The sequence below is a fragment of the Microbacterium halotolerans genome, from assembly GCF_003569805.1.
In the GTDB taxonomy this organism is placed as follows: Bacteria; Actinomycetota; Actinomycetes; order Actinomycetales; family Microbacteriaceae; genus Microbacterium; species Microbacterium halotolerans.
On the sequence record NZ_KZ984052.1, the window covers coordinates 98,194 to 124,551 of the forward strand.

Genomic DNA, 26,358 nt, shown 5'->3' on the forward strand with positions numbered 1-26,358 from the left:
CTCGGTGCCCTTCCCTCCTTCGTCTTGCGATACGCACCCTGGCGACCCAGCGGGCGCCGCCATACGTCAGGGCAGGAGGGGGATGACCTCGCGCAGGTCTACGGGGCCGATGACCAGGGGTGCCTCGGCGCGGACGCGGGGCTTGGCGTTGAAGGCCAGGCCGAGTCCGGCGTCGGCGATCATCTTCAGATCGTTGGCGCCGTCGCCGATGGCGATGGTGCGGGTGAGCGGTACACCGCGCTCGGCGGCCCACTCGGCGAGGTGGTGTGCCTTGGCGTCGGCGTCGACGATCTCGCCCGAGACGTTCCCGGTGAGCACGTCGTCGTGCACATCAAGGCGGTTCGCTCGCCATACGTCGACTCCGAGCGTCGGGGCGAGCGGATCGAGGATCTCGTGGAAGCCGCCGGAGACGACGCCGACGGCGCCGCCGCGCTCGTGCACCGCCGCGGTCAGCTCCCGCACGCCGGGCGTCGGTTCGATGCGGGAGAGCACCCGCTCGAAGGCGCGCGTCGGCACCCCGGCGAGGGCCTGCACGCGTGAGCGCAGGCTCGTGGCGAAGTCGGTCTCGCCGCGCATCGCCGCCTCGGTCGCTGCGGCCACCTCGGCGCCGCGACCGGCCTCGTCCGCGATCAGCTCGATGACCTCATTGCGGATGAGGGTCGAATCGGCATCAAGAACCACCAGAAAGCGCGTCGTCACAGACAAAGACCCTACCGGCACGCGGGTAGGGTGAAAGGCATGGCAAGCGTGCTCGAGTTCTCCGATGTCGTCGTCCGTCGCGGGGGAAGGAACATCGTCGATGAACTCAACTGGTCGGTGAACGATGACGAGCGCTGGGTCGTGCTCGGCCCGAACGGTGCGGGCAAGACCACATTGCTGCAGCTCGCCGACACGTTCATGCACCCCACATCGGGCGAGGTCACGATTCTCGGCGAGACGCTCGGCAAGACGAACGTCTTCGAGCTGCGACCGCGCATCGGGTTCACGTCGTCCGCGCTCGCGCGCCGCGTGCCGGCAGACGAGACGGTGCTGAACGTCGTGATGACCGCGGCGTACTCGGTGCTCGGCCGTTGGAACGAGGAGTACGAGGGCATCGACGAGGAGCGCGCCCGCGAGGTGCTGCGCGACTGGGCGCTCGATCATCTCGCCGACCGCGTGTTCGGCACGCTCAGCGACGGCGAGCGCAAGCGGGTCATGATCGCACGAGCGATCATGACCGATCCGGAGCTTCTCCTGCTCGACGAGCCCAGCGCCAGCCTCGACCTCGGGTCCCGCGAGGTGCTGCTGGGGCTGCTGTCGACGTTCGCCAAGTCGCCGCTGACCCCCGCGATGGTGATGGTCACTCACCACGTCGAGGAGATCCCGCCAGGGTTCACCCACGTGCTGCTGCTGCGCGAGGGCCGCACCGTCGCCGCCGGCCCGATCGCCGAGACGCTCACGCGCGAGAACCTCACCGAAGCCTTCGGCATGCAGATCGCGCTGGCCGAGGCCGGCGGCAGATTCGCGGCACGAGCCTACTGAGCGTCCCGCAGGCACAGCATTGGCTGCGTCCTTCTCATCGGCACGTTCAGAAGCGTCTTCCTCATCCGCCTCGTCGTCGCTGCACCAGCGACGAACCGCTCAGGCGACGGCCGCTCGGCTCTGGTAAGCTTGCTCGTCGGCGCTCGAGGTGCGCCCGCGGGCCGCGGCTCGTGCTTCCCTCCTCACATCGACTCCCGCAAGGACTTCTCATGCAGCATGACATCCACCCCGAGTACAACTCCGTCGTCTTCCGCGACCTGGGCTCGGGCACCACGTTCCTGACGCGCTCGACCGCGAAGAGCGACAAGACGATCGAGCTCGACGGCACCGAGTACCCGGTGATCGACGTCGAGATCTCGTCCGCTTCGCACCCGTTCTACACGGGCAAGCAGCGCATCATGGACTCGGCCGGCCGCGTCGAGAAGTTCAACCAGCGCTTCAAGGGCTTCGGCAAGTAGTTCCGTCGCGCGAAAAGGGCCCGCTTCATTCGAAGCGGGCCCTTTTCGCGCGACTTGGACGTCAGATCGCGGTGAAGCCACCGTCCATCAGCGCGTTCGTGCCCGTGACCATCGCGGCCTCGTCGCTGGCGAGGTACGCGATCAGGCCGGCGACCTCCTCGGGCTGCGCGAAGCGGCCGACCGGGATCTCCGCCTTGGCGCGCTCGCCCTTCTCTCCGGCCCACGCGGCCTTGCCGAGCGGCGTTTCGACGACAGTGGGGGAGACGGCGTTCACCGTGACGCCGTCTCGCGCCCACTCGCGGGCGAGCACGCGCGTGAGGCCGACGACGGCCGCCTTGCTGGCGCAGTACGCGGCGTGCTCGTCGAGACCGATCACCGACGCCTGCGATGCGAGGTTGACGATGCGACCGTAGCCCGCCGCGGTCATCACGCGACCGGCGGCCTGGGCCATGTAGAACGTACCGGACAGGTTGATGTCCATGGTGAGCTGCCAGCGTGACGCCGGCACATCGAGCGCCTTGTCGAGCAGCGCGACACCCGCGGAGTTCACCAGGATGTGGGGCGTGCCGACCGCGTGGATCGCCTCGTCGAAGACGCGCGCGGCGGCCTCGGGGTCGGTCAGATCGGCGACGATTCCGTGGTGACCGTCGCCGGGGAGGTCGCGGACGATCTCGCCCACCCGGTTGTTGACGTCGACGCCCACGATCGTCGCGCCGCGCTCGGCGAGGTGCGCGGCGACGGTGAGCCCGATTCCGCTGGCCGCGCCCGTGACGACGGCGATACGGCCTCTGAAGCCGCTCACTTCTCGTACTCCGTGATCGCGCACACCTTCTCGTAGGACGCGCTGGTCGGGTCGAAGGTGTAGCCGAGCCATTCTCTGGCGAGGCGGCGGGCGAGTTCGATGCCGACGACGCGTTGGCCCATGCAGAGGACCTGAGCGTCGTTGGAGAGCACGGAGCGTTCGACGGAGTAGGAGTCGTGTGCGGTGACGGCCCGGATGCCCTGAACCTTGTTGGCGGAGATGGCGACGCCGAGGCCGGTGCCGCAGATCAGAATCGCCCTGTCGGCTTCACCGTTCGCGACCTTGCGCGCAGCCTCCACGGCGACGTGCGGGTACATGGTGTGTCCGTCGGCGGCGACGCCGACGTCGGCGACGGAGGCGACGCGGGCGTCCGCCTCGAGATCGGCCTTGATGATCTCCTTATAGTCGAAGCCGGCGTCATCGCTGCCGACGACGAGGCGGAGCTGTGAATCGCTCATTGCGTGTCCTTGTCCTCTCGGTCCATGGCCGTTCCGAATGTCGCGGCCTGATGGTTCAGTTCGTGAATCGCGCCAGGGCGCCCACGATCAGCGCGAACGATGTCGCGCCGGGGTCAGCCGTGCCGAGGCTCTTCTCGGCGAGCGGTCGCGCGCGGCCCTTCCGCGGGGTGAGGTCGGCGGTAGCACGTGCGGCAGCCTCAGCGGCGTCGGCGCCGGCGGCCCAGGCCGCGCCGACACCGTCTGCGATGCCTTCGCGCAGCGCATCGCGGAACGGCAGGGCGGCATCGATGATGGTCTTGTCGCCGATCTCCGCGCGACCGAGGTCGAGCATCGCATCGACGAAGGCGTCGACGGCGCGCACCGCGTCATCCGGAGCGTACGCGTCGCGGTCGTCGCCGAGCGCCTGCCCCGCTGCTTCGAGCGCGGCGCCCCACAGCACACCGGATGTGCCGCCGGCAGCGGCGGCCCACGCACGGCCCGCCTGCAGCAGCGTCCATCCGGGGCCCGCGCCTTCGAGACGTTCCGTCGCGACAACGGCCGCCTGCGCGCCCTTGACCATGCCGCGGCCGTGGTCGCCGTCGCCTGCGATCGCATCGATCCGCCCGAGTTCGTCCTCGGCGTCGACGAGAACGTCGCGGATGATGCGCACCGCCTCGGCGGTCAGCGGGGAGAGCCGCGCCGCCGCAGGAGTCGGTGTCGGTGCGATCTCGTCGTCGTCGGCGCCGGACGCGCGTGCGGAGGGCGTCAGCGCGGCCACGGGAGATGCCTGCTTCCGATACCCCGGCGCGTACGCGTCAGCGTGCCATGCGCGCTCGAGGTCATCATCGAGCCACATCAGGGTGAGCGAGCACCCGCCCATGTCGAGGCTGGTGACGAGTTCGCCCACCTCGGGCTCGACTGCCTCGAGCCCCGCGTCCGTCAGCAGCGGCCGGATCTCATTCCACAGCAGGAACAGCTCCTCGTACTTCGTCGTGCCGAGCCCGTTGACGATCGCGGCGACCCTGTTCCCACCGTCGGCCGGCCGCTCGGCGAGCAGGCCGTCGACGAGCAGGCCGGCGAGTTCGCGCGCGGTGGCGATGGGTTCGTCCCGGATGCCCGGTTCGCCGTGGATGCCGAGGCCGACGCCCATCTGTCGATCCGGCACGCGGAACAGCGGCTCCGCGGCGCCGGGCATCGTGCATCCGGAGAACGCGACGCCGAAGGAGCGGGTTGCCGCGTTCGCGGCGCGTCCGATGCGCTCGACTTCGTCGATGTCGTGCCCCGCGGCGGCCGCGGCGCCGAGCGACTTGAAGACGGTGAAGTCACCGGCGATGCCCCGACGCTCCGACTCCGTCACAGACGATGCGATGTCGTCCGTGACGAGCAGCACACGCGTGTCGATGCCCTCCCGGCGCAGACGCTCCGCGGCGATGCCGAAGTTCATCACGTCGCCCGCGTAGTTGCCGAAGGTGAGGATCACGCCGCGGCCCTGGTCCGCGGCCTTGGCCACCGAGTACACCTGGGCGGCAGACGGTGAGGTGAAGATGTTGCCGACCACGGCGCCCGACGCGAAACCTGGGCCGACGAGCCCAGCGAACGCGGGGTAGTGGCCGGAGCCGCCTCCGACGACCACCGCGACGATCGGTTCGTCGCCGCGATGCGCGATCACACCGCCCGGCACGCCGGTGAGGCGATCGGCGTAGAGGTCGACGAAGCCGGCGAGCTGATCCTCGGCGAACTCCGCTGGGTCGTTGAAGATGGTGGTCATCGGCTCAGCGCTCCTGTCCCTCGAGGCCCTCGTACGCGATGTTTCCCGCGGCGAGGTTCTCGTCGATGAGCGTCGGCAGGTTCTCGAGGAAGGACTCGCGCTCCGTGACGACGTTCTTCATGGTGTCCTCGACGTTCTCGGCGTTGACCGCGGGCATCGTGTAGACGGGCTCGAGCGGAACATCCTCGCCGCGGACCAGGCCGGCGGCGACGGCGAGACCGGATGCGAGCTCGACGGTGCCGTGCTGCAACGAGGTGCCGATGAAGTCTCCGCTCTCCACAGCGTGCAGGCCGTCTTCGATCCCGTCGATGCCGACGATCGGAACGTCGTCGATGCCGGCTTCCCGCAGCGCCTGCAGCGCGCCGAGCCCCATGTCGTCGTTCTGCGAGATCACACCGTCGATGTCGTCGCCGAAGGCGGAGATCCAGTTGCCCATCTTGTTGACCGCCTCAGCACGGTTCCAGTTCGCCGTGTCCTTGGCGAGCACCTCGATGTCGGGATTCTCCTCGAGGACGTTGTCGATGCCCGCGCCGCGGTTGATCTCCGGGGACGAGCCGAGCGGCCCCTGGAAGATCACGACCTTGCCCTCGCCACCGAGCTCGTCGACCATCATCTGCGCCTCCTGCTCGCCGGCGGCGACATCGTCCGGCTGCACGCTCGCGTCGACATCGACGCCTGTCAGGGCGGTGTTCACCGCGATCACAGGAATGTCCGCGCCCTGCGCCGCGGCGACCTGAGGCTCGAGCGTGTCGGCCTGCACCGGAACGATGATGATCGCGTCGACGCCGGCGCTGACGTACTGGTCGACCTGATCGGCCTGTGCCGTCACGTCGTTGCCCGCGGAGTTCCACTGCAGATCGATGTCGTTGGCCTCGGCATAGCGCTCCATGCCCTCCTTGCCCTGCGTGATGAAGGACGACATGTCGTACACCGAGACGCCCACGGTGATCGTGTCGTCTCCTGCGCTCGGGTCGCCCGCGCCGCAGCCGGCGAGCGAGACGGCCGTGCCTGCGGCAACAGCGGCGGTGGCAAGGCGGATGGACAGTGAACGCTTCATCGCGTGCTCCTTCGTCGATGGGGAGGGATCCGGGCTCCGCTGACGGGCGGCGGATGATCCGACGATAGACGGTCCGCTGCTCAGAATGCGAATGTACTGCTCACCTGTGCAGTGGGAGCTCGCGAGACACCGTCGTTGCTCACGTGAGCGCGGCGAGGGCTACTGCTCGAGCAGGCGGTACGCCGTGAACGTGTCGGTGATGGCAGCGGTCATCAGCCCGGAGCGCAGCACGGCGCGCAGCGCGCGGGTCTTCGACGGACCGCCGGCGATCGCCACGCGGGAACGGACGGCGCGCAGCTGACGATCGGAGATGGCGATGCAGCGCGGATCGAGATCGTGGATGATCTCGCCGTCCTCCGCGATCAGCGTGGATGCCACCTCGGCTGCCACGCCGCGGGCTCGCAAGCGACGTCGGTCATCGTCGGTGACGGCAGGATTGATCATCATCAGCGAGTTCGGCGGGTCCCACGAGCCGACGGCGCACAGGGCGACCGTCACCTTTCCGAACTGATCGATCGCGGCTCGCGCTCCCGGCTGTCGCCTCACGCCCTGTGCGGCCTCGGTGTCGCTCATGACCAGGGAGGCATAGATCGGCCACGGGCGCACGTCGGGCAGTGCCGCGAGCGACCGGATGACCTCGAGGCCGCTCTCCAGGATCGGGCCCGCGATGCCCGCGAGCTGGACGACATCACGGCACGGCAGGTGCGTGAGCTTGCTCGCCATCACGTTCAGCGTTCTGCCCGAGGTGAGCCCGAGCACGTCGTCCGGGCGCACCAGCTCTTCGACCATCGTGGCCGCCGCGGCGCCCAGCCCCAGCTGTGCGTCGGCATCGGTGTCGGCGGACTGTTCGAACACTACGGCGTGTTCCAGGCCGTAGTGGGCGGCGAGCCGCCCCGACAGCTCGACGTCGACCCCTGGCGACGCGACGATCTCGAATCGGATGATGCCGCGTTCGACCGCCTCGTCGAGCATCCGGCCGATCTTGAATCGGCTCAGACCGGTCTCCTCAGCGATCTGAATGCGCGACTTGCGCCGCACATAGTGCTCGCGGGCGATGTGTGCGAGCTGCACGCTGGAGAGCGGACCGGTGGACATAGCCGGTGAATATACCCGAAGACCCGCGTCAGCGGACGGGCCACGTGCCGTCGAGACCTTCCGACGGCTCCAATCGGCCCACTCCGACGAGATACTCCGTGAGGCTCTCTGCCTGTTCGCGGGCCCACACGATCTGCTGATCATGCAGGGCGTCGAGAGAATCGGGGAGCTCATCGGCGAAGCGCGCTGCAATGGCGATCGCGATCCGCCCCGCGGCGATCGCGTCGGCCGATGCCTCATGCGCGTCGTCGAGTGCGACGCCGTAGTGCTCCGCAGCGCGATCGAGCGTGCGCTTGCCCTTGCGATATCGGTCCACCGCTTTGTCGATGACCAGTGGGTCGATGATCGGGCGTGGCGCGTCCAGGGGCGGCACCGCATGTCGTACCGCCTCGTGTCGAAGCAGCGAGAGATCGAATGCCGCGTTGTATGCCACAACCGGAATGTTCTCAGCGATCAGCAGGCGCAGGGTCTCGACGATCTCCGCGACGACCTCACCGGCGGGGCGCCCCTCTGCTCGGGCGCGTTCCGTGCTGACCCCGTGGACGGCGGCAGCGGCATCCGGAATCTCGATTCCCGGATCGGCGATCCAACTCGAGGTGCGTCCGACCTGGCCCTCGTCATCGACGACGCCGACGAATGCTGTCACGATCCTGTCGTTCTCGACGTCGACGCCCGTCGTCTCCAGATCGAACACCGCAACGCTCCCGAGAAGCGAGCCGACCGGGTGCGTGTCGGGGAGCGGCGCCGTCGACGAGTCCGTCGGGCTCGCCGCAGCCGGGGAAGCCGCCTGCGGCATCGATCCCGAGGCAGCTGCCGTGGACTCGGGGCCGATGGCGGGTTCTTGCGCGACCGACGCCCGGCGGACGCGTGCCGAGGCCGTGCGGCTCGAGCCGGGGGATCGTTCCGCTTCCGTCAGATCGAACAGCGGCGGGGGATCGGGCCAACGGTCGCTCATGCCGCAACGATAGGTCGGCTGCCGCGGGAAATCACCCCGCCGCGCCGCGCGGTGCTCGGCCGGCGAACTGCGCAACTGAGCGTCGTTCGGGGTGATGTGCGTCTTTCGGCACCGCAGCGAGAGGCAGCGGCGGGCTCGGGAAGGAAGGATGCGGTGGCTAGAGTTGTGGTGTGAGTCACGCGCCGTACGCCCAGCAGCTCGAGGACGCGAAGGCCGGCGCTCGCAGGCGGGAGATCGACGTCTGCGGCACGCGCGCCGCGTACTGGGAGTACGGCCCGGATGGTGCCGCGGAGACGATCGTCGCGGTGCACGGCTTCCGCGGCGATCATCACGGTCTCGAGCCGGTCGTCGCACATCTGCCCGAGGCGCGGGTGATCATGCCCGACCTGCCCGGGTTCGGTGCCACGCCGCCGATGGAGCGGCACGCGCACGATCTCGACGGCTATGCGCGGTTCGTCACGGAGTTCACCCGCTCGGTCGCCCCGGGTGCCACGATCCTCGGGCACTCCTTCGGATCGATCGTCGTCTCTGCGGCTGTCGCAGGCGGCCTCAGCACCCCCCAACTGATCCTCGTCAACCCGATCGGCGCTCCCGCGCTGGAGGGACCGCGCGGTGTGTTCACCCGGCTGGCGGTGCTGTACTACTGGCTCGGCGCCCGACTGCCGCGCCGGATCGGCACGTGGCTGCTGCGCACTCGCATCGTCGTGCGGGTGATGAGCCTGGCCATGGTGAAGTCGCGGGAGAGGCGCATGCGCGCGTTCGTGCACGACCAGCATGATCGCTACTTCTCGGGCTTCAGCGATCGGGACGTGCTGCGTGAGGCATTCGTCGCCAGCGTGTCGCACGATGTGACGGAGTTCGCCCCGCGCATCGACGTGCCGACGCTGATGATCGCCGCCGACCGCGACGACATCACGCACATCGAGGCGGAGCGCGCGCTGCGCGACGAGTTCCCGCGCGCGACCCTGGTCGAGCTGAGCGGAGTCGGGCACCTCATCCACTATGAGAAGCCGGGTGAAGCGGCGGACGCCATCCGGTCGTTCCTGTTCGACTGAGGCGAAGCCGATCAGCTGTTGCGCTTGGCGAGCTCCATGAGGCCGGAGACGCGATACGGAACGGCTTCGCTCATCACGAGCGATGTCTCCGTGCGGTCGACCCCCTCGATGCTGAGGATGCGCGCATCGACGTCGAACAGATGACGCGCGTCTCGGCAGGCGACGAACGTCATCAGATCGGTCTGCCCGCTCATGCCGTGCGCCTGCACGATCTCAGGGATCCGCGCCATCTCGGTCGTGATCTGCGGCAGCTTCGCCTGGCGCACGCCGACGGAGATGTAGGCCTCGAGCGGGAAGCCGAGTGCCACCGTGGAAAGCGAGCGCTCGAACGACCGGAAGACACCGGACCCGTCGAGTCGGGCCATCCGGGCCTGCACTGTGTTGCGCGACAGGTGCAGCCGGTCAGCGAGCGAGACCACGGTCGTCCGCGGATCGTCGGCGAGCGCCGCGATGAGTTCGAGGTCGACGTGGTCGAAGGATGGCATGCTGAAAAGATATCAGCGCGGCGCCGTCGATTTCGTGCAGGGTGCTCAGTCGTTATCCGTTCGAGTGCGCGTGCATCGGCGAACGGCGTTTCCCCGAGGGCAGAATGTGGAGATCACTGCCCGGCTGTGGGCGAGAGCTCGTCGACGAACCGGATGTCGTCGCCGGCGACCTCGAAGGTCCACACCGAACCGTTGAGCACGCGCGGATGGTCGCGCGACGGGAAGCCGCTGTTCGGCAGATCTCGCAGCAGGCGGCCGATCACGCCGCCGTGCGTGGCCGCGGCGATCCTGTCGTCGGCGAACCGCGCTGCGAGGTCGACCATCGCGCGACGGGTGCGGGCGACGACCTCAGCCTCTGGCTCGGCATCCGGGACCCCGTGGGGGAACAGGAGCGGCAGGTCTTCTCCTGGCACGCCCTCCGCCGCCCCGTAAGCGCGTTCCACGAGATCGGGAACGCGCTCATCCGGGCCCGTCAGGCCCAGCTGGGCCGCGACGAGCTGAGCCGTTTCGGACGCCCGCACCAGCGTGCTGGAGACGACCTTGGTGAAGCCGCGGCCGGAGAGCCGGCGACCGGCGTCGCGCGCCTGATCCCGACCGGTCTCGTTCAGCGGGATGTCGGATGACCCCTGGATGCGCCCCGCGAGGTTCCAATCGGTCTGGCCATGTCGAATGAGCACAATCGTAGTCACCAACCCACTTTAGTCGGTGCAGCTGTGCCGCAGGTACGGGCACATGGTCGTCGCTCGGAGTGTGCGGACTTCGCCTCAGTGGGGCCGCGGCAGCAGCGGCGGGAGCTCTTCGGCCAGCCGCGTGAGGACCTCGCTCGTACCGGCGTCGATCTTCACGGTGGCGCGGCGGTCGCCGCGTGTCTCACCGCGGTTGACGATCACGATCGGCTGGTGCCGTCGTCTGGCGCGCTCGATGATGCGCTGACCGGAGTTGACCACGAGTGACGAGCCGGCCACGAGGAGCGCCTCGGCGCCCGCGACCAGCTGCTCGGCGAGGCGGAAGCGGTCGGCGGGGATGAACTCGCCGAAGAACACCACGTCGGGCTTGAGCATGCCGCCGCACACGGTGCAGTCGGGCACGACGAAGCCGTCCGTCGTCGCGGGGAGCGCGTCGCCGTCAGGGCCGAGCGCCACGTTCTCCGGTACAGCGATCCACGGGTTGTCCGCTTCGATCCGCGCAACGATGTCGCGGCGGTCGTACACCTGCCCGCAGTCGAGGCACAGCACGCGGCGCATGGTTCCGTGCATCTCGATGACCCTGGTGCTGTCGGCGCGCAGGTGGAGGCCGTCGACGTTCTGGGTGATCACGCCGGACACGACGCCCGCACGCTCCAGGCGGGCGATCGCGAGGTGGCCGACGTTCGGCTCCGTGGAGGTGAACGAGCGCCAGCCGAGGTGCGAGCCGATCCAGTACCGGCGACGGGCGGCTTCGTCGGCTGAGAAGGTCTGCCACTTCATGGGTGTTCGCCTCGGCGCACCCTGGCCGCGGTAGTCGGGGATACCGGAGTCGGTCGAGACTCCGGCGCCCGTCATGACGACGATGCGGCGCCCGGCCAGCGCCTCGATCGCTTCGGCGACGCGGTCGTCCGATGCCTGGTCGGGGAGGGAGCTCACCCATCGATCCTACGACCGCTCCGGCGTGCGCGGGCGCCGGAGCGGCACCCTAGTCTTGAGGCGATGAACATCCAGCGCGTGCTCGAGGACAGTGAACTGCTCGCGGACTACCGCAGCCTCACGGATGTCGCACTGCGTCGCAGGCTCGAGCCCGAGCACGGTCTGTACATGGCGGAGTCGGCGAAGGTGCTCGCGCGCGCCCTCGCGGCGGGGCACTCGCCGCGCTCGGTGATGACGGCCGAGAAATGGCTGAGCGACGTCGAGCGCATCCTGGGCGAGCACGCTCTCGACGAGGTGCCGGTGTATGTCGTGCCGGATGATGTGGCGGAGCGCGTGACCGGATACACGGTGCATCGCGGCATGCTAGCGGCCATGAACCGGCCAGCAGATCGTCCGGTCGCCGAACTGCTCGCCGGTGTCACCGAACGCACCGGATCGGCGACGCAGCGCGACGGGGATCCGCGCCGAACCAGGATCGTGATCCTGGAGGACCTGGTCGACCACACCAACGTGGGCGCGGTGTTCCGATCGGCCGCGGCGCTCGGCGTGGACGCCGTGCTGGTGACGCCGCGCTGCGCCGACCCGCTCTACCGGCGCAGCGTGCGCGTCTCCATGGGCACGGTCTTCCAGGTGCCGTGGACGAGGATCGACGACTGGCCGGGCGGCCTCCAAGAGCTCAAGGACGCCGGCTGCGTCGTGGCTGGGATGACTCTGGGTGAAGGGGCGATCTCTCTGGATGAACTGGTCGCCGAGGACCACGAGAACCTGGCGCTGGTGTTCGGCAGTGAAGGGCACGGCATCACCTCTCGCACGGACAGGGTGCTCGACCGGCGCGTGACGATCCCGATGATGGGCGGCGTCGACTCGCTCAACGTCGCGGCCGCCTCGGCCGTGGCGTTCTACGCGACTCGATAACCTGCGGTCGTCGTTCGTGTGATGCGCGCCTTGAGCCGGCCCCTCGCAGCGCGCAGCGCGGACGAACCGTTCAGCTCCGCCTGTGCGGGGCGCGAGCGGCGGGTATGCCGACGTCGGTCGGATGGTCTGCGACTCAGGCGAGCGCCTTGACAGCGTCGAGGTACGCGTCGATTGCGTCTCGATTGCGGGTGAGGAAGTCGATGCGCTCGGTCATGCGATCGCGCTCGTGCTCCAGCGTCGCAAGCATCTCAGGTGTCGCATCGGTGAAGTGGATCGTCCTCGGCTTGTCGAGGCAGGGGAGGATCTGCTTGATGATCCGGGTCGGCAGCCCGGTGTCGATGAGGCCGCGGATCTGGATGACCCGGTCGACGAGGTAGTCGTCGTAGTCCCGGTACCCGTTGGGCATGCGGCCCGGCACGATCAGTCCCTCGTCCTCGTAGTACCGCAGCGCCCTGGTGGACGTGTCCGTGAGCTTGGCGAGCTCTCCGATCCTCATGCGTGCCCCTCTTCGTGGTCCGTGACGGTCGGCTTGACATTCACGTTAACGTCAATCTTCGACCATGGGGACATGACACGAATAGACGCCCCGACACCGACTGCTGCTCGCTCCGACCGTCTTCCTCTGGCGGGGCTCCTGTCGCTATGCACGGCGAGCTTCATCACGATCATGACCGAGGCTCTGCCTGCTGGGATCCTGCCCGCGATGAGCGGCGACCTCGGAGTGACCGAGTCTGCTGCCGGTCAGACCGTGACCGTCTACGCGATCGGTTCAGCACTCGCTGCGGTGCCGTTGACCGCGGCGACCATCGGCTGGCCGCGTCGGCGACTGCTGCTGCTCGCGATCGGCGGATTCGCCGTGGCGAACACGGTCACGGCGATCTCGGACAATTACGTCCTGACGATGGTGGCGAGGTTCATCGCCGGTGTGGTCGCGGGCTTGCTGTGGGCGCTGCTGGCCGGCTACGCCCGCCGCATGGTCGCGCCCCACCAGCGCGGACGGGCGATGGCGATCGCGATGGCCGGGACGCCGATCGCGCTGTCCATCGGCGTGCCCGCCGGGACGTTCCTCGCCGGCCTCGTCGGCTGGCGCTTCGCCTTCGGGGTCATGACACTGCTGACTCTCGTGCTGGTCGGATGGGTGCTCGCCGCGGTCCCGGACTTCCCCGGGCAGAGGAAGGAAGCGCGTCTGCCGCTGCGCCGGGCGCTCGCGGTCCCCGGCGTGGTCGCGGTGCTGTTCGTGACCCTCGCCTTCGTGCTGGCACACAACGTCCTCTACACGTTCATCGCACCGTTCCTCGAGCCGCTCGGGCTGTCCGGGCAGGTGGACGTGCTGCTCCTCGTCTTCGGCGTGCTCTCGCTGGCGAGCATCTGGATCACCGGGGCGCTCATCGACCGTCACCTGCGCACACTCGTCATCGCCAGCTGTGGGCTGTTCGCCGTGTCCATGCTCGTGCTCGGCCTGTTCGCGGCGACGCCGTGGCTGGTGTTCGTCAGCATCGGCGCGTGGGGGCTGTCCTTCGGAGGTGCGGCGACGCTCCTGCAGACGGCTTCGGCGGAGACCGCCGGGGCTGCCGGCGACGTCGCGCAGTCGCTCGTGGTCACGTGCTGGAACGTCGGGATGGCCGGAGGCGGCATCGTCGGCGGGCTGCTCCTGGCCGGCGCTGGTGCCGCGTCCCTGTCGTGGGGCGCTCTCGTGCTGGCCGCCACCGCGCTCGTCGTGACTGCAGCGGCGCGACGCCACGCGTTCCCATCGTGCGGTGTGCGTCGCGACCGTGAGAGTGCGGACACGCGAGATTGATGACCACTGCGAGTCCGGTGGTTTCGGCTGCGATCCCTCGTGCTGGCGATCCTAGGTGGGTCAGCTGAGAGGCTGTTCTGGATGGGAACGTCCTGCCCTGACGAGAAGCGCAGCGGCGGCCTTGGCTGATTGTGCGGTCGAGTGTCGTCCGGTGATGGCCGCGGTCACGATTGCGCCCTCGGCGAGAAGGCACACGGGTTCCGTCGGGGCGGCGGAAACGGCACGCGCCCACGATGCGATCTGTTCGTGGAATGCTTCCTTGTGTCGGCGCACCTCGGCGAGTATCACGGGTGAGGAGGTACCGAGCTCCCCATACGCGTTGATCCAGGCGCAGCCGCGGAAACCTGACGCGCGGAACCACTGCTCAAGCCAATCGAACGCGGACAGCAGTCGTTCCTCGGGGTCGTCGAAACTCTCCACGTAGGCGCTGAGCTCGGCTCGCCAGCGGAGGTCTCGTCGGCCGAGCACCGCGACGACGAGTTCCTCCTTGGTGGCATAGAAGCCGTAGATCCGCTTCAACGGCAGCCCTGCGGCACTGCGGACTGCGTCCATTCCGACTGCTTGGATGCCGCGTTCGTAGTAGAGCCTTTCGGCAGCATCCAACAGCGATTCACGGTCGCGGGACTTCTGCTCATCGCTGATCGGTGCTGGCACGGAGCGCTCCTTGACGTTGAGAACGGACGTTCTCTAGAGTAGGCGATGCACGTAGAGAACGTGCGTTCTCAGAAGGAGATCCCATGTCCGAATCACGTCCACCTCTTCCGCCGTTCACCGAAGAGACCGCGCTTCTGAAGGTTCAGGCCGCTGAAGATGCCTGGAACTCGCGAGACCCGGAGCGTGTTGCGTCGGCGTACACACCGAACTCCATCTGGCGCAACCGTGACACGTTCGTCACGGGGCGGGACGAGATCGTGCAGTTCCTCGCCGACAAGTGGGAGCGTGAGCTCGATTATGTGCTGCGCAAAAGCCTGTGGGCCTTCCAAGGGAATCGCATTGCTGTCCGATTCCAGTATGAGTGGCGAGATGCATCCGATCAGTGGTGGCGCAGCTACGGCAATGAGCAGTGGCAGTTCAGCGCCGACGGATTGATGGATCGCAGAGAGGCCAGCATCAACGACGCGCGTATAGACGAGACCGAACGGCGCTTCTTCGGCTCGCGTCCCGGCAGCGAGCGCGGAGTCGATTTTCCTTTGCAGTAGTCGGTGCGGGAACCGACCGGCCATCTTCGTCTGCGCGAAATGCAACTTCTGGGCAGTCAATCGCAGGGCTAGGTGCAGGTGACCGCTCAGGCCCGCCTGCGCGGGACGACGCTCAGGCGTTGTCGTCGGGGCGGTTGATCGGGGTCGGATCCGGGCGCTTCGATGTGCGTCCGTCGCCGGACGACTGGTGGTTCAGTCGCCGGAGCACCCACGGCACGAAGTGCTCCCGCGCCCAGACCAGATCGTCCTTGCGGGCATCCCGCCAGCTTCTGTCCGGTGCCTGTTCGGGCTGCATCGGCTGCAGCCCGTTCGGCACGTTCAGTGCGCGCAGCGCCATCCTCGCCACCTCGTGGTGGCCGAGGGCGTTCAGGTGCAGGCGGTCCGGTGACCAGAACCCGGGAGCCTGAATCGACTTCAGTGCCCACATATCGGCAACGATCGCGTCGTACTCCTCAGCGACGGCGCGCATGTTCTCGTTGTAGATTGCGATCTTGCCCCGCAACGGTCGGAACACGGGGTTCCAGCCGACATCGAATCCGGTGAACACCACGAGGGCCGCTCCGGTGCTCGAAAGCCTGCGCACCTGTTCGGCGAAGATGTCGGCGATCGTGTCGGGATCCGTCCCCGGGCGCAGCACGTCGTTCCCGCCGGCGCAGAATGTGATCAGGTCGGGCCGCAGCTCCAGTGCGTGGTCGATCTGGTCGGCGGCGATCTGCCGGATGAGCTTGCCTCGGACGGCAAGATTCGCGTAGGCGAAGTCGTCGGTCTCCGCCGCGAGGGACTCCGCGACTCGATCGGCCCAGCCGCGGTGGCCGGGCTCCTCGCCGCCGGAGGAGGGCAGCGGATCTCCGATGCCCTCGGTGAACGAGTCGCCGACGGCGACGAAACGCCGCCACGGGTGCGGATCGGCGTGGGGAACGTGCGGGGTGCGCTGTCGCTCGTCGTCGTCCATGCCGTCCACAATACGAGCTGAGACGTCGTTGCGGTGGGCGTCAGGCTCCGGGGGCGAGGATGCCCACGTCCTCGAGGCGCGTGGCGAGCCCCGCGCCGTCGTCCTCCGTGACCCACGGAACCTCACTCGCCTCGTGGTCGTCGACCACCGTGCGTCCGCCGGCGAGCACCGCCTGGGCAGGGGAGAGGCGCCGGATGGCGACGCCGGCGACGGACGAAGGGTACTCCGTCGTGAAATTCGTGTAGATCTCGTCGTCGTGCTGGCCGTCGTCGCCGATGAGCAGCCACCGGATGTCGGGGAACTCCTCGGCGAGGCGGCGCAGATTGCTGCTCTTGTGCTCGCGCCCGCTCCTGAACCACCTGTCGTGAGTCGGCCCCCAGTCGGTGAGCAGCATGGCGCCGGAGGGGAACAGATGTCGCTCCATGAATCGGGTCAGCGTCGGCGCGACGTTCCACGCGCCGGTGGACAGATAGACGACGGGCGCTCCCTGATGCGTCCTCGCGAGTCGCTCGAGAAGCACCGCCATGCCGGGGACGGGCTGGCGCGCGTGCTCGTGGCGCACGAACGAGTTCCACGCCGCGAGGAACGGTCGAGGCAGAGCCGTGACCATGACGGTGTCGTCGACGTCGCTGACGATGCCGAAGCGCACATCCGGGTCGACGATGAACACGCGTGCCTCGACCTCGTCGCCGTTCTCGACGGAGAGCCGGACGGTCTGCCAACCGGGATCGAGCTCGGCTTCGATGCGCACATCGACGACGCCGCCTCGATCGGCCGCCACCGGATGGGCGCGGCCGTTCACCATGACCGTGACGGGGGCATAGCCCACGGGGATTCCGAGGAACGAGCGCCATCCCCTCGCCGTCGGCGTCTCGCCGCGACGGCTGCGCCGCTTGGTGGTCGGCGGCAGGATCAGCACTCTGCCGAGCACCCGCACCCAGCCGCTGCCGCCGTAGCCGGCGAACGGCACCAGGCTGGGGCGCAGCCCGGCCCGGCGTGCGCGGCGCTCGCGCCACCCGTGGATGCGGGCCTCCAGCCGCGCGACCAGCCGTGGGCGGTTCTTCTTGGGGCGTCTGCGGCTCACGCGCTGCCCTCGTCTCGGCGATGGTCGCTCATCGAGGAGCTCCGCTCGTCGTCTGCGTCGGTGCGATCTGACGCACCGTCGGGAGCGGCCTCATCCGGAGTCTCTTCCATGTGGCGCAGCTCCGCGCGGTGCAGCAGGTGCTTGACACCCCAGACGATCAGGAGGAACGCCAGCATGATGCCGACGAAGATGTAGCCGAGCCAGTGGGCGTTGCTGCCGAGCTGATCGCCGAGTTCGCGGTAGGTGCCGGCGGCCCCGGCTGCGATGCCGATGTACATCCCCGACCAGAGCACGCAGGCGGGAAGCGTCCACGCGATGAAGCGTCGGTAGCTGTAGCCGGACATGCCGACCGTGAGCGGGACGAGGGAATGCAGCATCGGCAGGAAGCGAGACAGGAAGATCGCGATCCCGCCTCGACGGCGCAGGTAGTTCTCGGCGCGCTGCCAGTTCTTCTCGCCGATCCACCTGCCCATGCGCGAGGATCGCAGGTGAGGGCCGACCCAGCGGCCGATCGCGAAGCCGAGAGATTCTCCGGCGATGGCTCCCGCCACCACGCACACGCCGAGAACGATGCCGCCGGAGACGGATGTGACGCCCGTCGCGGTCACGAGCACGACCGTGTCGCCCGGCACGATGAGGCCGATCAGCACACTCGTCTCGAGCGCGATCGCCACCGTCGCGATGAGCACGCGCAACCACGGATCAACTCCGGCAACAGAGTCCAGAATCCAGTCGAGTGCGTCGTTCAGCCAGCCCACGATCCCCAGCCTACGGGGCTGGGAGGCCTGGGTCCCATCCGGAATCCGCCACGGCGCGGCCGCTGGAGTAACCTGGGGTATCTGTGCCGGGCGAAGCCGGCGCGCCGTCCCCTCACTCATGTCGATTGGCCTATTCGCAGTGTCGCACGAGACATCCCCAGAGCAAGACAGCACCACGCACGCCATCGAGGCGAAGTGGCAGGCCCGCTGGGCCGAGAACGATACGTTCCGCGCCGGAGATGAAGGCGACCTGCGGCCGCGGAAGTATGTGCTGGCGATGTTCCCGTACCCGTCGGGCGACCTGCACATGGGGCACGCGGAGAACTACCTCTACAGCGACATCGTCGCCCGGTTCTGGCGCCATCGCGGTTACAACGTGCTGCACCCGATCGGGTGGGACTCCTTCGGGCTGCCCGCCGAGAACGCGGCCATCAAGCGCGGGGCCGACCCGCGCGAGTGGACGTACGAGAACATCGAGCAGCAGGTCACGAGCATGCACGCCTACGGCGTCTCGTTCGACTGGTCGCGCCGGCTGCACACGTCCGACCCCGACTACTACCAGTGGAACCAGTGGCTGTTCCAGCAGATGTACGAACGCGATCTTGCCTACCGCAGCCAGAGCCCGGTGAACTGGTGCCCCAACGATCAGACGGTGCTCGCGAACGAGCAGGTCGTCGACGGCGCGTGCGAGCGCTGCGGGGCGACCGTCGAGAAGAAGAAGCTGACCCAGTGGTACTTCAAGATCACCGAGTACGCCGACCGGCTGCTCGATGACCTGAATCAGCTCGAGGGCGCATGGCCGAGCAAGGTGCTGCAGATGCAGCGCAACTGGATCGGCCGGTCTATCGGGGCCGACGTCGACTTCGCCATCGAGGGCCGCGAGGAACGGGTCACCGTCTTCACCACGCGGCCCGACACCCTGTACGGCGCGACGTTCATGGTCGTCGCGCCCGATTCGGACCTCGCCGCGGAGCTCGTGGACGGCGCATCGGATGAGGCGAAGGCGCGCTTCGCCGGGTATCTCGATGCCACGCAGAAGCAGACCGACATCGAGCGCCAGGCCACCGACAGGGAGAAGACGGGCGTCTTCCTCGAACGGTATGCGATCAACCCAGTCAACGGCGAACGGCTGCCGATCTGGTCGGCCGACTACGTGCTCGCCGACTACGGCCACGGTGCCGTGATGGCTGTGCCGGCGCACGACCAGCGCGACCTCGACTTCGCGCTGAAGTTCGACCTGCCCGTGCGAGTCGTGGTCGACACGAACGCTCCGATCACCGGCGCGATCCCGGTGGTCGACGCCGACGCCGAGATGGCGGATGCCGACTCGATCGATCCCGTCATCACGGGGGAGGCGCTCGCGGGCGACGGCCGGATGATCAATTCGGGTCCGCTCGACGGCATGTCGAAGCGCAATGCGATCGCACACGTCATCGAACTGCTCGAGCAGAAGGGCACGGGGCGTGCAGCGAAGCAGTACCGTCTGCGCGACTGGCTGATCTCGCGCCAGCGGTTCTGGGGCACGCCGATCCCGATGGTGCACACCTCGGACGGACGCATCGAGCCGGTCCCCGCCGATCAGCTGCCCGTGACGCTGCCGGAGGCACGCGACATCGACCTGAGGCCGAAGGGCGCATCTCCGCTGGGCGCGGCGAGCGGATGGGTCGAGACCACAGACCCGGTGACGGGGGAGGCCGCGCTGCGCGACCCCGACACCATGGACACCTTCGTCGACAGCTCCTGGTACTACATGAGGTTCCTCTCGCCCGGCAGCACGTCCGGTCCGTTCCGGCCGGAGGATGCGCAGCGGTGGGCGCCTGTCGACACCTACATCGGCGGCGTCGAGCACGCGATCCTGCATCTGCTCTACGCGCGCTTCATCACCAAGGTGCTGCACGACATGGGGCTCGTCGACTTCAGCGAGCCGTTCTCGAGCCTGATCAACCAGGGCATGGTGATCCTGAACGGCGCGAAGATGTCGAAGTCGAAAGGCAACCTCGTGCTGTTCAGCGAGGAGCTCGAGAAGCACGGTGCGGATGCCCTGCGCGTCGCGCTCGCGTTCGCGGGCCCCGTCGAGGACGACAAGGACTGGAAGGACGTCTCCACCACAGGTGCGCACAAGTTCCTCTCCCGCGCACTGCGTGTCGCCGAGCAGGTGACGAGCGACGTCGGCGTCGACTTCACCGGAGGCGACCGGATGCTGCGCAGAGCGACGCACCACGTGCTCGAGGACGCGACGAGCCTCGTGGAGCAGACCAAGTACAACGTGCTGGTCGCGAGGCTGATGGAGCTCGTCAACGCGGCTCGAAAGACGATCGACTCGGGTGCCGGTGCCGGCGATCCCGCCGTTCGGGAAGCGGCTGAGACGGTCGCGATGATGCTCGACCTGTTCGCCCCGCACACGGCGGAGGAGATGTGGGAGCAGCTCGGCCACGAGGCGTCGGTGTCGCAGGCGCAGTGGCGCAGGTCCGATCCGACGCTGCTCGTCGAGGACCAGATCACGGTGGTCGTGCAGATCGACGGCAAGGTGCGCGCGAAGCTCGACGTCGCTGCGAACATCTCCAGCGATGAGCTGGAACAGCTCGCGCGCGATGATGAGCGCGTGAAGCGCTCGCTCGGCGATCGCGAGATCACGAGGGCGATCGTGCGGCTGCCGAAGATCGTGAGCTTCTCGACGAAGTAGCCGGCCGCGCCGCTTCCCTCACAGGGGCGGATTCACCCCGATCCGGTGGGTCTGGGTGTGAGCAACCCGATTCTGGGCGTCTGCTCCTCGTAGCGTCGGGCTATGGAGCCGGAGGATGCCGTGGGCGCGCCGCGCGGCGTCCGACTGGGCATCGGCGCGGCGATCGTCGTGGTCATCGTGGTCGCCGCGATCGTGATCGCGGTGGCCGTGTGGCGCGGTGCGAACGCCCCGGTCGAAGTCGTAGACGGCGCCGGAACGCCCTCGCCGAGCGCTGGCCCGGTGGAACAGGGCGATGTCTCGCCCTCGCCGGACGCTGAAGGCGAGCTGTACATCCACGTGTTCGGTGCGGTGGAGGATCCCGGGCTGTACGTGCTGCCCGATGGGTCGAGGGTCGTCGACGCCGTGTTCGCCGCGGGCGGGCTGCGCGAGAGCGCGGCTCCGGAGGGAGTCAACCTGGCGCGCGAGCTCGCAGACGGGGAGCAGATCGCCGTGCCGACCAAGGAGCAGATCGCGTCGGGGGAGGTGCCGACGCCTGCACAGCCGGGTGGGAGCGGTGGGGGATCGGAACCGCTGATCGACCTGAACGCCGCCGCTCCGACCGAGCTGGAGAGCCTGCCGGGGATCGGGCCAGCACTGGCAGAGCGGATCGTCGCCTGGCGCGATGAAAACGGCCCGTTCGGCAGCGTCGACGACCTGCTGGCGGTGAGCGGCATCGGTGAGAAGGTGCTCGCCGGCATCCGGGATCAGGTGCGGGTGTGACGGGCGTGGGGCGGGGCCGCGGAGGCGGGATGGCAGGCCTTTCCTCGGCGGGCGCGGCCGCTTCCGTGGGGGAGAGCCGGCAGGCGTCTCGCACCGACATGCGGCTGCTGCCGGTGGCGATCGCTGCGTGGGCGGTCTCGACCGCTGCTGCGGTGCTCCCGACCATCGCTGCGATGCTCGCTCTCTCTTTGGCCGTAGTCTGCGCCGTGCTGGTGCTGCTCGTTCTGTCCAAGCCGGGATGGGAGGTCCGGATCGCGCGCGGGTGGCTCGCGATCGCTGCGGTGGCCGCGGCCGTGGCAGGCGCCGCAGCCGTGCACGTCGCGGTGGCGCAGCCGGCGCGTGAAGCCGCCGTTTCGGCCGTCGATGCCGGGCACGTCGAGGTCACGGGTGTGGTGACGACGAAGGTGCAGCTCCGCGGCGACGACGTGATGTTCTCGCTGACGACCGAGCTGATCGACGAGGCGGGGAGCGGTGCGCTGCGGGTCGCTGTTCCGGTGCGCGTCTTCGCCCCGACCGATGCGAGTTCCGGCGGCCGACTCGACCTCGGCTCGCGGGTGACGGTCGCCGGCCGTGCGGATGCGGCGAACGGATCCGCCGAAGTCGCGGTCGTCTATGCCGCGAGCATCGCCGTGGAACGGGAACCGCCGCACGTGCTCGGCGCCGTCAGCGGCATGCGCGACACCTTCGCCCGGCTCGCCGCCGAGCTGCCCGGACAAGGTGGAGAGCTGCTCCCCGGCCTGTCCGTCGGCGATACGCGCTTCGTCTCCGGTGATCTCGACGAGGCGATGAAGGCCTCGTCTCTCAGTCATCTGACGGCCGTGAGCGGAGACATCACATGGATCAAGGGTGAGTCTACCTACGCACACTGCACGCGTGTTGCATAGGCGCTGCGTCACTCCTAGAACGGGTCGGTGACGCTACTGCCTGCGCCGTGCTCGGGCAGGATCTCGCGCATTGCTCGCCACCTACCGCGTTGACCTCACAGCCAGCCCGAGCGCGGGTGACGACCTGCGTCCGTACTCCTCGGCCTGACCTGAGCCGTGCCGCCCTGTGAGCTCGATTCGTGCCTGGCGTCCCTTTGACCTAGTTGGAGTTGAAGGCCAGCCAGTCAGTGATTCTAAGCAGATGCTTGAACAGACGATGAGACGACCCACGGCGCGATCGTGACGCGGGACGGTCCGCCTCTGCGTTTCTAGCTGGGTTGGTACGTGCGACCATGGAATGGCCTGATTGGAATATCAGGATGATCTCTTCGGTAGTTCTCCTCAGAAACTGCTCTCATGAAGCCAACGACGCTCGCCGCCCTTGCCTGCACGTCTCTCCTTCTTCTCACAGGCTGCGCGGGACCAGGCGAGGACTCCCCGGAGCCGGAAGCGCCCACGGTGGAGCCGGCCACGACACCATCCGAGACGCCGGAGCCTGACCAGCCCCGCGACGAAAGCGAACGTGGAAACCTCATAAAGGAGGTTGGGGAGACTTTCGGTCTGGGAAGCCCAGACTCCGGTGAGCCCACGGTCACGTTCAGCGTGACAGCTATCGAAGTCGATCCCAAGTGCACCAACGAGTGGGCGGAACCATCCGAGTACGGGCACTTCGTCAAGATCGATCTCGAAGGAGAGACCACGTCGGAGCTCGCCGACATCGGAGGTGGACTGTGGTGGGGATCCGTCGCCTGGGACGTCATCGCAGAGAACGGTACAACCATGAACGGGTCACCTGCCACCAGTGCTGCCTGGTCCTGCCTTCCTGACAGTGACACGCTCCCACAAGAGATCGGGCCTGCCGAACGAGTCTCAGGATCGGTCGTCCTGGACGTGCCCACTCCGTCGGGCATCGTGATCCTTACAGACAACCCCGACGCCGCATGGGAATGGGAGTACCCACAGGAATAGCGCTGTCCTGTTCGGATAGTTCGCCCTCCATGCACTTGAGAACACTGGAACGCAGCATGCGGCTCGACTGGTGCTGCCAGAGGCAGCTCCCCTGACATTCGGCACCACGCGCACAGAGCGCGCAACGCGGTCGTTGCAACGGGCGCGTTGGCCCGCGTGGGGCCTGGATCGCTTCTCTCTGTCCTATACAGCTTCATGCGGAGCGTCGCCGGCATGCTCCGCCGCCCGTGCAGCCAAGCTGAGCATGGCTTGGTAGTTCTCGCTTTCACCGTGCTGCGACGTCTCGAGTGCACCATGGCACCGCATCGCGACGCGATGGCCGAAGTCGATCGCGCTGAGCGCAGCACCCGGGGGAGTAGAAGCGGCGTACGCACCTGAAGCTCAAGGCCCGCAGTGAGGACAGTGCCGGACTGTCATTCTGGACGCCCCGTGCCTACACGCTGGAGAAGGCGCTGCAGGACCCGGACAATCTCGCTGAGAACCTCGTCGACTGTATCGGTGGATTCTCCACGAGCCTCGACGTGTTCAGACCTTTCGAGTAAGAGCTCCGCTCTATCAGGGGTTACTGCGGGTTGCCATTGTCTTCGGAATGTCCTGGTCAGCGGCCATATTATTTGCCACCGTCTACTGCTCGTTGCCAGCGAATGTGCGGAGTAGATGCGGGCTCGCAGGCGGCCCGGATCGCGGACATCACGCTCAAGCGGCGATGTCGGGAGCATCGTGGGACTCGGAGTCACAAGTTGCTCGCGGAGTTCGGGCAGGTCGCCGAGCGTATCCGAGTTCTTGATCGCCTTGATCCGCAGAAGGAGCTTCTTCGTGAAGTCCGGCCGTCGCTTCTGCATCTCGCGATCCAGCGGCACAATGTCTATGCGCTGGCGCGCGCGTCCTGCCCGATCGATGACATCGACGCGTCGGCACAGACCGCCGCTACGGCCGTCACCAGACAGGGGCCGCTGTAGCCGCTCCTCGACGACGCAGGAATCGAGGAAATCTGGATCAACGATCCGGTCGCGATCAACTTGTCTTCAACGAACAACGGCGATTCTGCTCGTATTTCAAGCAGAATGGCGTCGTGACCACCCGCGATCCGCAGGGATTCTGATGCCTCATGCGCTTCAGAACTTCTCCTCGACATGTCAACCGACAATAGGTTGCAAGTCGGAACACGGTGCTCATCGAGCAGCCATCCCGTGCCGTGTCTCAGGCTCTGGATGGGGTCGGTCCGCCGCGTACTCGGTAGGGAGTCCGAGCCGAATCGCCTGACTCTGCGGAGACCATCGGCCAGCCGGCGGCCGTCGAGGCCCTGCTCATCGCGGCGGCCAGCGGCCACCACCTGCTCATGTCGGGGCCGCCGTGTGTAGGTCCTTAAGTGTGTAAGTGGTGTCCGAACCTTTGGATAAGCTGTGAGGGTCAAACAGATCAACGGCGAATTACTGGGGACGCATGGCGAACAAGACGATGTTCGGGTTCAGGCTCGACAAGGTGAACATCCATCACGGGCACACACGGCAGGCCCAGGACATCGTTGAAGCGAGGCTGAACGGTGGAGCCGGTGAGTCCTTCCTCGAGTCGCTCGAGGCGATGCGGTCGCGATTGGTCGGCACGACAAGGATGGGCAAACTCACGTATGCGCTGGCCGACAACGACGAAAGTGCCACTGCGCCCGTGGACGCGCTTCCGACCATCAGAGTGGAGGAGATGTCGATCAAATCGTCTCGTGTCGACTTTGTTGTCCGTGTCGGGCGACGGGGCAGTCACGATCTCGCGATCGGGACCCGGGTAGAACAGGACGTAGCTCTGGAGGAACTCGCGTCGACGAATCCGTTCCACGTGTCCCTGTACTTGCCTACCACGGGGGCGGATGCTGTGCTGGTGTCGGAGGCGCGTTCCCGAAGTTCAGCGGGCTATCAGCTGCTCAAGCTGATCAGCGTCGTGTCATTCGAGCTCGCGAGCATGGACGGCGATGCTGACAATCAGCGGTGGTGGCGGTTGATGAGTAGTCCGGTCGGTGACATGGAGCGTCTCGAAGAGGTCCTCACGAAGGGCAACGGCTTGGCCTTCCAGCTCGAACGGCGCAACGCTCCGCGGGGGAAGGCGCGCAGCTCCAGCGAGATTGTGCTCCGTCGGAACGGATTGCCGGCCGGGGCGCTCAGCTCGATCAAGTCCATGGTTCTCGGCTGGGCCAAGCTCGATGTGCCAGCCGACTACGACCCTGCTCCCATCGGCACCCCGGTAGAGCAGCTAGCGAGCCTCGTTGGCGTCGAGATCAATCCTTCCGACTTCAACGATGGCAGCCTCTCATACGATGATGCAGAAGGCCGGACACAGACAATCCGTCCCTCGAACGTCAACGACGTCTTCATCTACCCGGTCTCCATAGGGGATAGGCCGACGGCCGCGAAGATGCAGTCTGCGGCCGAGGCTCGGCTTCGCCTTCTCGTCCCGAGCCTGAAGATCCCGCTGCCGATCTAGGAGGTGCTAAATGGGCTCGACCAGCCTGTCGGCACTCCTGCGTGCTCAGCTGAAGGTCACGCGCTTCAGGTCACGCAACACGTTCACGTACTGGGCGAAGATCGTCGGGATGGTACTCGTTCTGGCTGCGATCGTCGTGTGCAGCCTCGTGTTCGGATGGACGATCAGGTCGTCTGACGGTCTCATCGCGGGCATCGCGATCTTCGCTGGAGGGTTCCTAACGGCGTTCACCCATCTGTCGGGAGTTCGTCGGACGCTGGATGCACGGCACGGTCAGCAGGGAGTGGCTGAGAGGCCAGAGCGTGACCTCGTAGACATTGCGGTGACCCGGCTGCTCGGAGCGACCCTCGTGAGCGCAGCTACGGCCGCGGTCCTCGTCGTCGGGACGAGCGTCGCCACGGATGACCAGGGCCGAGTGGCGGGCGTGTTCGCAGCCGTGACCTGGGTCGGATCGGCTTTGTCGCTGGCGCTATTCTTCTCAGCCGTGCCAGCCCTGTACAGCGCCTACGTACAGATGAACGCGGTTGACAAACGCTTGGATGGCTCACATAGAACGTGAACGTCACGCGACGAGCATGGCCACTCCAACGG

The 26,358-nt window shown here is 67.6% G+C and carries 29 protein-coding genes; 14 read left to right on the forward strand and 15 right to left on the reverse strand.

Features of this window, described 5'->3' with window-relative positions; genetic code table 11:
* Positions 1 to 66 precede the first annotated feature (66 nt).
* Entirely contained in the window at positions 67 to 699 is a 633-nt protein-coding gene (serB, locus tag DZG09_RS09740) for a phosphoserine phosphatase SerB (RefSeq protein WP_119697559.1), read from the reverse strand.
* Positions 700 to 738: 39 nt separating this feature from the next.
* On the opposite strand from serB, the gene DZG09_RS09745 reads away from it, so the two are divergent.
* Both DZG09_RS09745 and DZG09_RS09750 read left to right on the forward strand, forming a co-directional pair.
* Positions 739 to 1,521, forward strand: coding sequence for an ABC transporter ATP-binding protein (locus tag DZG09_RS09745; RefSeq protein ID WP_119697560.1), 783 nt, complete (start codon positions 739 to 741; stop codon positions 1,519 to 1,521).
* Between the two features lie 209 nt (positions 1,522 to 1,730).
* Complete coding sequence (locus DZG09_RS09750) at positions 1,731 to 1,979, forward strand: type B 50S ribosomal protein L31 (protein WP_119697561.1); 249 nt, start codon at positions 1,731 to 1,733, stop codon at positions 1,977 to 1,979.
* 61 nt (positions 1,980 to 2,040) lie between these two features.
* Here DZG09_RS09750 and DZG09_RS09755 read toward each other — a convergent pair whose 3' ends face one another.
* The 6 genes from DZG09_RS09755 to DZG09_RS09780 form a co-directional block, all read right to left on the reverse strand.
* Entirely contained in the window at positions 2,041 to 2,781 is a 741-nt protein-coding gene (locus DZG09_RS09755) for a GolD/DthD family dehydrogenase (protein ID WP_240423916.1), read from the reverse strand.
* Positions 2,778 to 3,239, reverse strand: a complete 462-nt coding sequence (locus tag DZG09_RS09760) for a ribose-5-phosphate isomerase (protein ID WP_119697563.1) — start codon at positions 3,237 to 3,239, stop codon at positions 2,778 to 2,780. Before DZG09_RS09760 ends, DZG09_RS09755 begins: the two co-directional genes overlap by 4 nt.
* 55 nt (positions 3,240 to 3,294) lie before the next feature.
* A complete protein-coding gene (locus tag DZG09_RS09765) occupies positions 3,295 to 4,986 on the reverse strand; it encodes a dihydroxyacetone kinase family protein (protein WP_119697564.1) in 1,692 nt (563 codons plus the stop codon).
* A 4-nt stretch (positions 4,987 to 4,990) separates the two neighbouring features.
* Complete coding sequence (locus DZG09_RS09770) at positions 4,991 to 6,043, reverse strand: substrate-binding domain-containing protein (RefSeq protein WP_162893255.1); 1,053 nt, start codon at positions 6,041 to 6,043, stop codon at positions 4,991 to 4,993.
* A 159-nt stretch (positions 6,044 to 6,202) separates the two neighbouring features.
* The gene (locus DZG09_RS09775) at positions 6,203 to 7,138 is read right to left on the reverse strand and encodes a sugar-binding transcriptional regulator (RefSeq protein ID WP_162893256.1); all 936 of its coding nucleotides are present in this window, start codon (positions 7,136 to 7,138) and stop codon (positions 6,203 to 6,205) included.
* Positions 7,139 to 7,166: 28 nt separating this feature from the next.
* Complete coding sequence (locus tag DZG09_RS09780) at positions 7,167 to 8,093, reverse strand: exonuclease domain-containing protein (protein ID WP_240423917.1); 927 nt, start codon at positions 8,091 to 8,093, stop codon at positions 7,167 to 7,169.
* 170 nt (positions 8,094 to 8,263) lie between these two features.
* On the opposite strand from DZG09_RS09780, the gene DZG09_RS09785 reads away from it, so the two are divergent.
* Entirely contained in the window at positions 8,264 to 9,148 is an 885-nt protein-coding gene (locus DZG09_RS09785; RefSeq protein WP_119697566.1) for an alpha/beta fold hydrolase, read from the forward strand.
* 11 nt (positions 9,149 to 9,159) lie between these two features.
* Here the strand turns inward: DZG09_RS09785 and DZG09_RS09790 are convergent, their stop codons facing one another.
* From DZG09_RS09790 to DZG09_RS09800, 3 genes are all read right to left on the reverse strand, one after another.
* Complete coding sequence (locus DZG09_RS09790) at positions 9,160 to 9,633, reverse strand: Lrp/AsnC family transcriptional regulator (protein WP_119697567.1); 474 nt, start codon at positions 9,631 to 9,633, stop codon at positions 9,160 to 9,162.
* Between the two features lie 113 nt (positions 9,634 to 9,746).
* Positions 9,747 to 10,322 (reverse strand): histidine phosphatase family protein, encoded by a 576-nt coding sequence (locus tag DZG09_RS09795; RefSeq protein ID WP_162893257.1) that lies wholly within the window; start codon positions 10,320 to 10,322, stop codon positions 9,747 to 9,749.
* Positions 10,323 to 10,397: 75 nt separating this feature from the next.
* Positions 10,398 to 11,255: a Sir2 family NAD-dependent protein deacetylase gene (locus DZG09_RS09800; RefSeq protein WP_240423918.1), complete on the reverse strand. Its 858-nt coding sequence runs from the start codon at positions 11,253 to 11,255 to the stop codon at positions 10,398 to 10,400.
* A gap of 63 nt (positions 11,256 to 11,318) precedes the next feature.
* On the opposite strand from DZG09_RS09800, the gene DZG09_RS09805 reads away from it, so the two are divergent.
* Positions 11,319 to 12,170 (forward strand): TrmH family RNA methyltransferase, encoded by an 852-nt coding sequence (locus DZG09_RS09805; RefSeq protein WP_119697569.1) that lies wholly within the window; start codon positions 11,319 to 11,321, stop codon positions 12,168 to 12,170.
* 133 nt (positions 12,171 to 12,303) lie between these two features.
* On the opposite strand, the gene DZG09_RS09810 is transcribed toward DZG09_RS09805, so the two are convergent.
* On the reverse strand, positions 12,304 to 12,666 hold the full coding sequence (locus DZG09_RS09810; RefSeq protein WP_119697570.1) for a MerR family transcriptional regulator: 363 nt from the start codon (positions 12,664 to 12,666) through the stop codon (positions 12,304 to 12,306).
* 72 nt (positions 12,667 to 12,738) lie between these two features.
* On the opposite strand from DZG09_RS09810, the gene DZG09_RS09815 reads away from it, so the two are divergent.
* Positions 12,739 to 13,968, forward strand: coding sequence for an MFS transporter (locus DZG09_RS09815; RefSeq protein ID WP_119697571.1), 1,230 nt, complete (start codon positions 12,739 to 12,741; stop codon positions 13,966 to 13,968).
* A 60-nt stretch (positions 13,969 to 14,028) separates the two neighbouring features.
* Here DZG09_RS09815 and DZG09_RS09820 read toward each other — a convergent pair whose 3' ends face one another.
* Positions 14,029 to 14,622 carry a TetR/AcrR family transcriptional regulator gene (locus DZG09_RS09820; protein ID WP_119697572.1) on the reverse strand — a complete coding sequence of 198 codons (594 nt, stop codon included), beginning with the start codon at positions 14,620 to 14,622 and terminating at the stop codon, positions 14,029 to 14,031.
* Positions 14,623 to 14,705: 83 nt separating this feature from the next.
* Between DZG09_RS09820 and DZG09_RS09825 the strand changes: the two genes are divergently transcribed.
* Positions 14,706 to 15,167, forward strand: a complete 462-nt coding sequence (locus DZG09_RS09825; protein ID WP_119697573.1) for a nuclear transport factor 2 family protein — start codon at positions 14,706 to 14,708, stop codon at positions 15,165 to 15,167.
* Between the two features lie 112 nt (positions 15,168 to 15,279).
* Here DZG09_RS09825 and DZG09_RS09830 read toward each other — a convergent pair whose 3' ends face one another.
* From DZG09_RS09830 to DZG09_RS09840, 3 genes are read right to left on the reverse strand one after another with little or no spacing between them, the layout of a single operon-like run.
* Complete coding sequence (locus DZG09_RS09830; protein WP_119697574.1) at positions 15,280 to 16,119, reverse strand: SGNH/GDSL hydrolase family protein; 840 nt, start codon at positions 16,117 to 16,119, stop codon at positions 15,280 to 15,282.
* A gap of 40 nt (positions 16,120 to 16,159) precedes the next feature.
* Entirely contained in the window at positions 16,160 to 17,203 is a 1,044-nt protein-coding gene (locus DZG09_RS09835; protein WP_119697575.1) for an App1 family protein, read from the reverse strand.
* On the reverse strand, positions 17,200 to 17,952 hold the full coding sequence (locus DZG09_RS09840; protein WP_119697967.1) for a DedA family protein: 753 nt from the start codon (positions 17,950 to 17,952) through the stop codon (positions 17,200 to 17,202). The genes DZG09_RS09835 and DZG09_RS09840 overlap by 4 nt, the downstream gene beginning before the upstream one ends.
* A 127-nt stretch (positions 17,953 to 18,079) precedes the next feature.
* Between DZG09_RS09840 and leuS the strand changes: the two genes are divergently transcribed.
* From leuS to DZG09_RS09880, 8 genes are all read left to right on the forward strand, one after another.
* On the forward strand, positions 18,080 to 20,644 hold the full coding sequence (gene leuS / locus DZG09_RS09845) for a leucine--tRNA ligase (protein WP_119697576.1): 2,565 nt from the start codon (positions 18,080 to 18,082) through the stop codon (positions 20,642 to 20,644).
* 102 nt (positions 20,645 to 20,746) lie between these two features.
* Entirely contained in the window at positions 20,747 to 21,403 is a 657-nt protein-coding gene (locus DZG09_RS09850) for a helix-hairpin-helix domain-containing protein (protein ID WP_119697577.1), read from the forward strand.
* A gap of 29 nt (positions 21,404 to 21,432) precedes the next feature.
* Positions 21,433 to 22,287 (forward strand): DUF4131 domain-containing protein, encoded by an 855-nt coding sequence (locus DZG09_RS09855; protein ID WP_119697578.1) that lies wholly within the window; start codon positions 21,433 to 21,435, stop codon positions 22,285 to 22,287.
* Positions 22,288 to 22,683: 396 nt separating this feature from the next.
* Entirely contained in the window at positions 22,684 to 23,295 is a 612-nt protein-coding gene (locus tag DZG09_RS16590) for a hypothetical protein (RefSeq protein ID WP_162893258.1), read from the forward strand.
* Positions 23,296 to 24,035: 740 nt separating this feature from the next.
* A complete protein-coding gene (locus tag DZG09_RS16595) occupies positions 24,036 to 24,254 on the forward strand; it encodes a hypothetical protein (RefSeq protein ID WP_162893259.1) in 219 nt (72 codons plus the stop codon).
* 317 nt (positions 24,255 to 24,571) lie between these two features.
* Positions 24,572 to 24,664 (forward strand): ATP-binding protein, encoded by a 93-nt coding sequence (locus tag DZG09_RS09870; protein ID WP_119697968.1) that lies wholly within the window; start codon positions 24,572 to 24,574, stop codon positions 24,662 to 24,664.
* 242 nt (positions 24,665 to 24,906) lie between these two features.
* Entirely contained in the window at positions 24,907 to 25,767 is an 861-nt protein-coding gene (locus tag DZG09_RS09875) for a hypothetical protein (RefSeq protein ID WP_162893260.1), read from the forward strand.
* A gap of 10 nt (positions 25,768 to 25,777) precedes the next feature.
* Positions 25,778 to 26,326 carry a hypothetical protein gene (locus DZG09_RS09880; protein ID WP_119697581.1) on the forward strand — a complete coding sequence of 183 codons (549 nt, stop codon included), beginning with the start codon at positions 25,778 to 25,780 and terminating at the stop codon, positions 26,324 to 26,326.
* Positions 26,327 to 26,358: the final 32 nt, after the last annotated feature.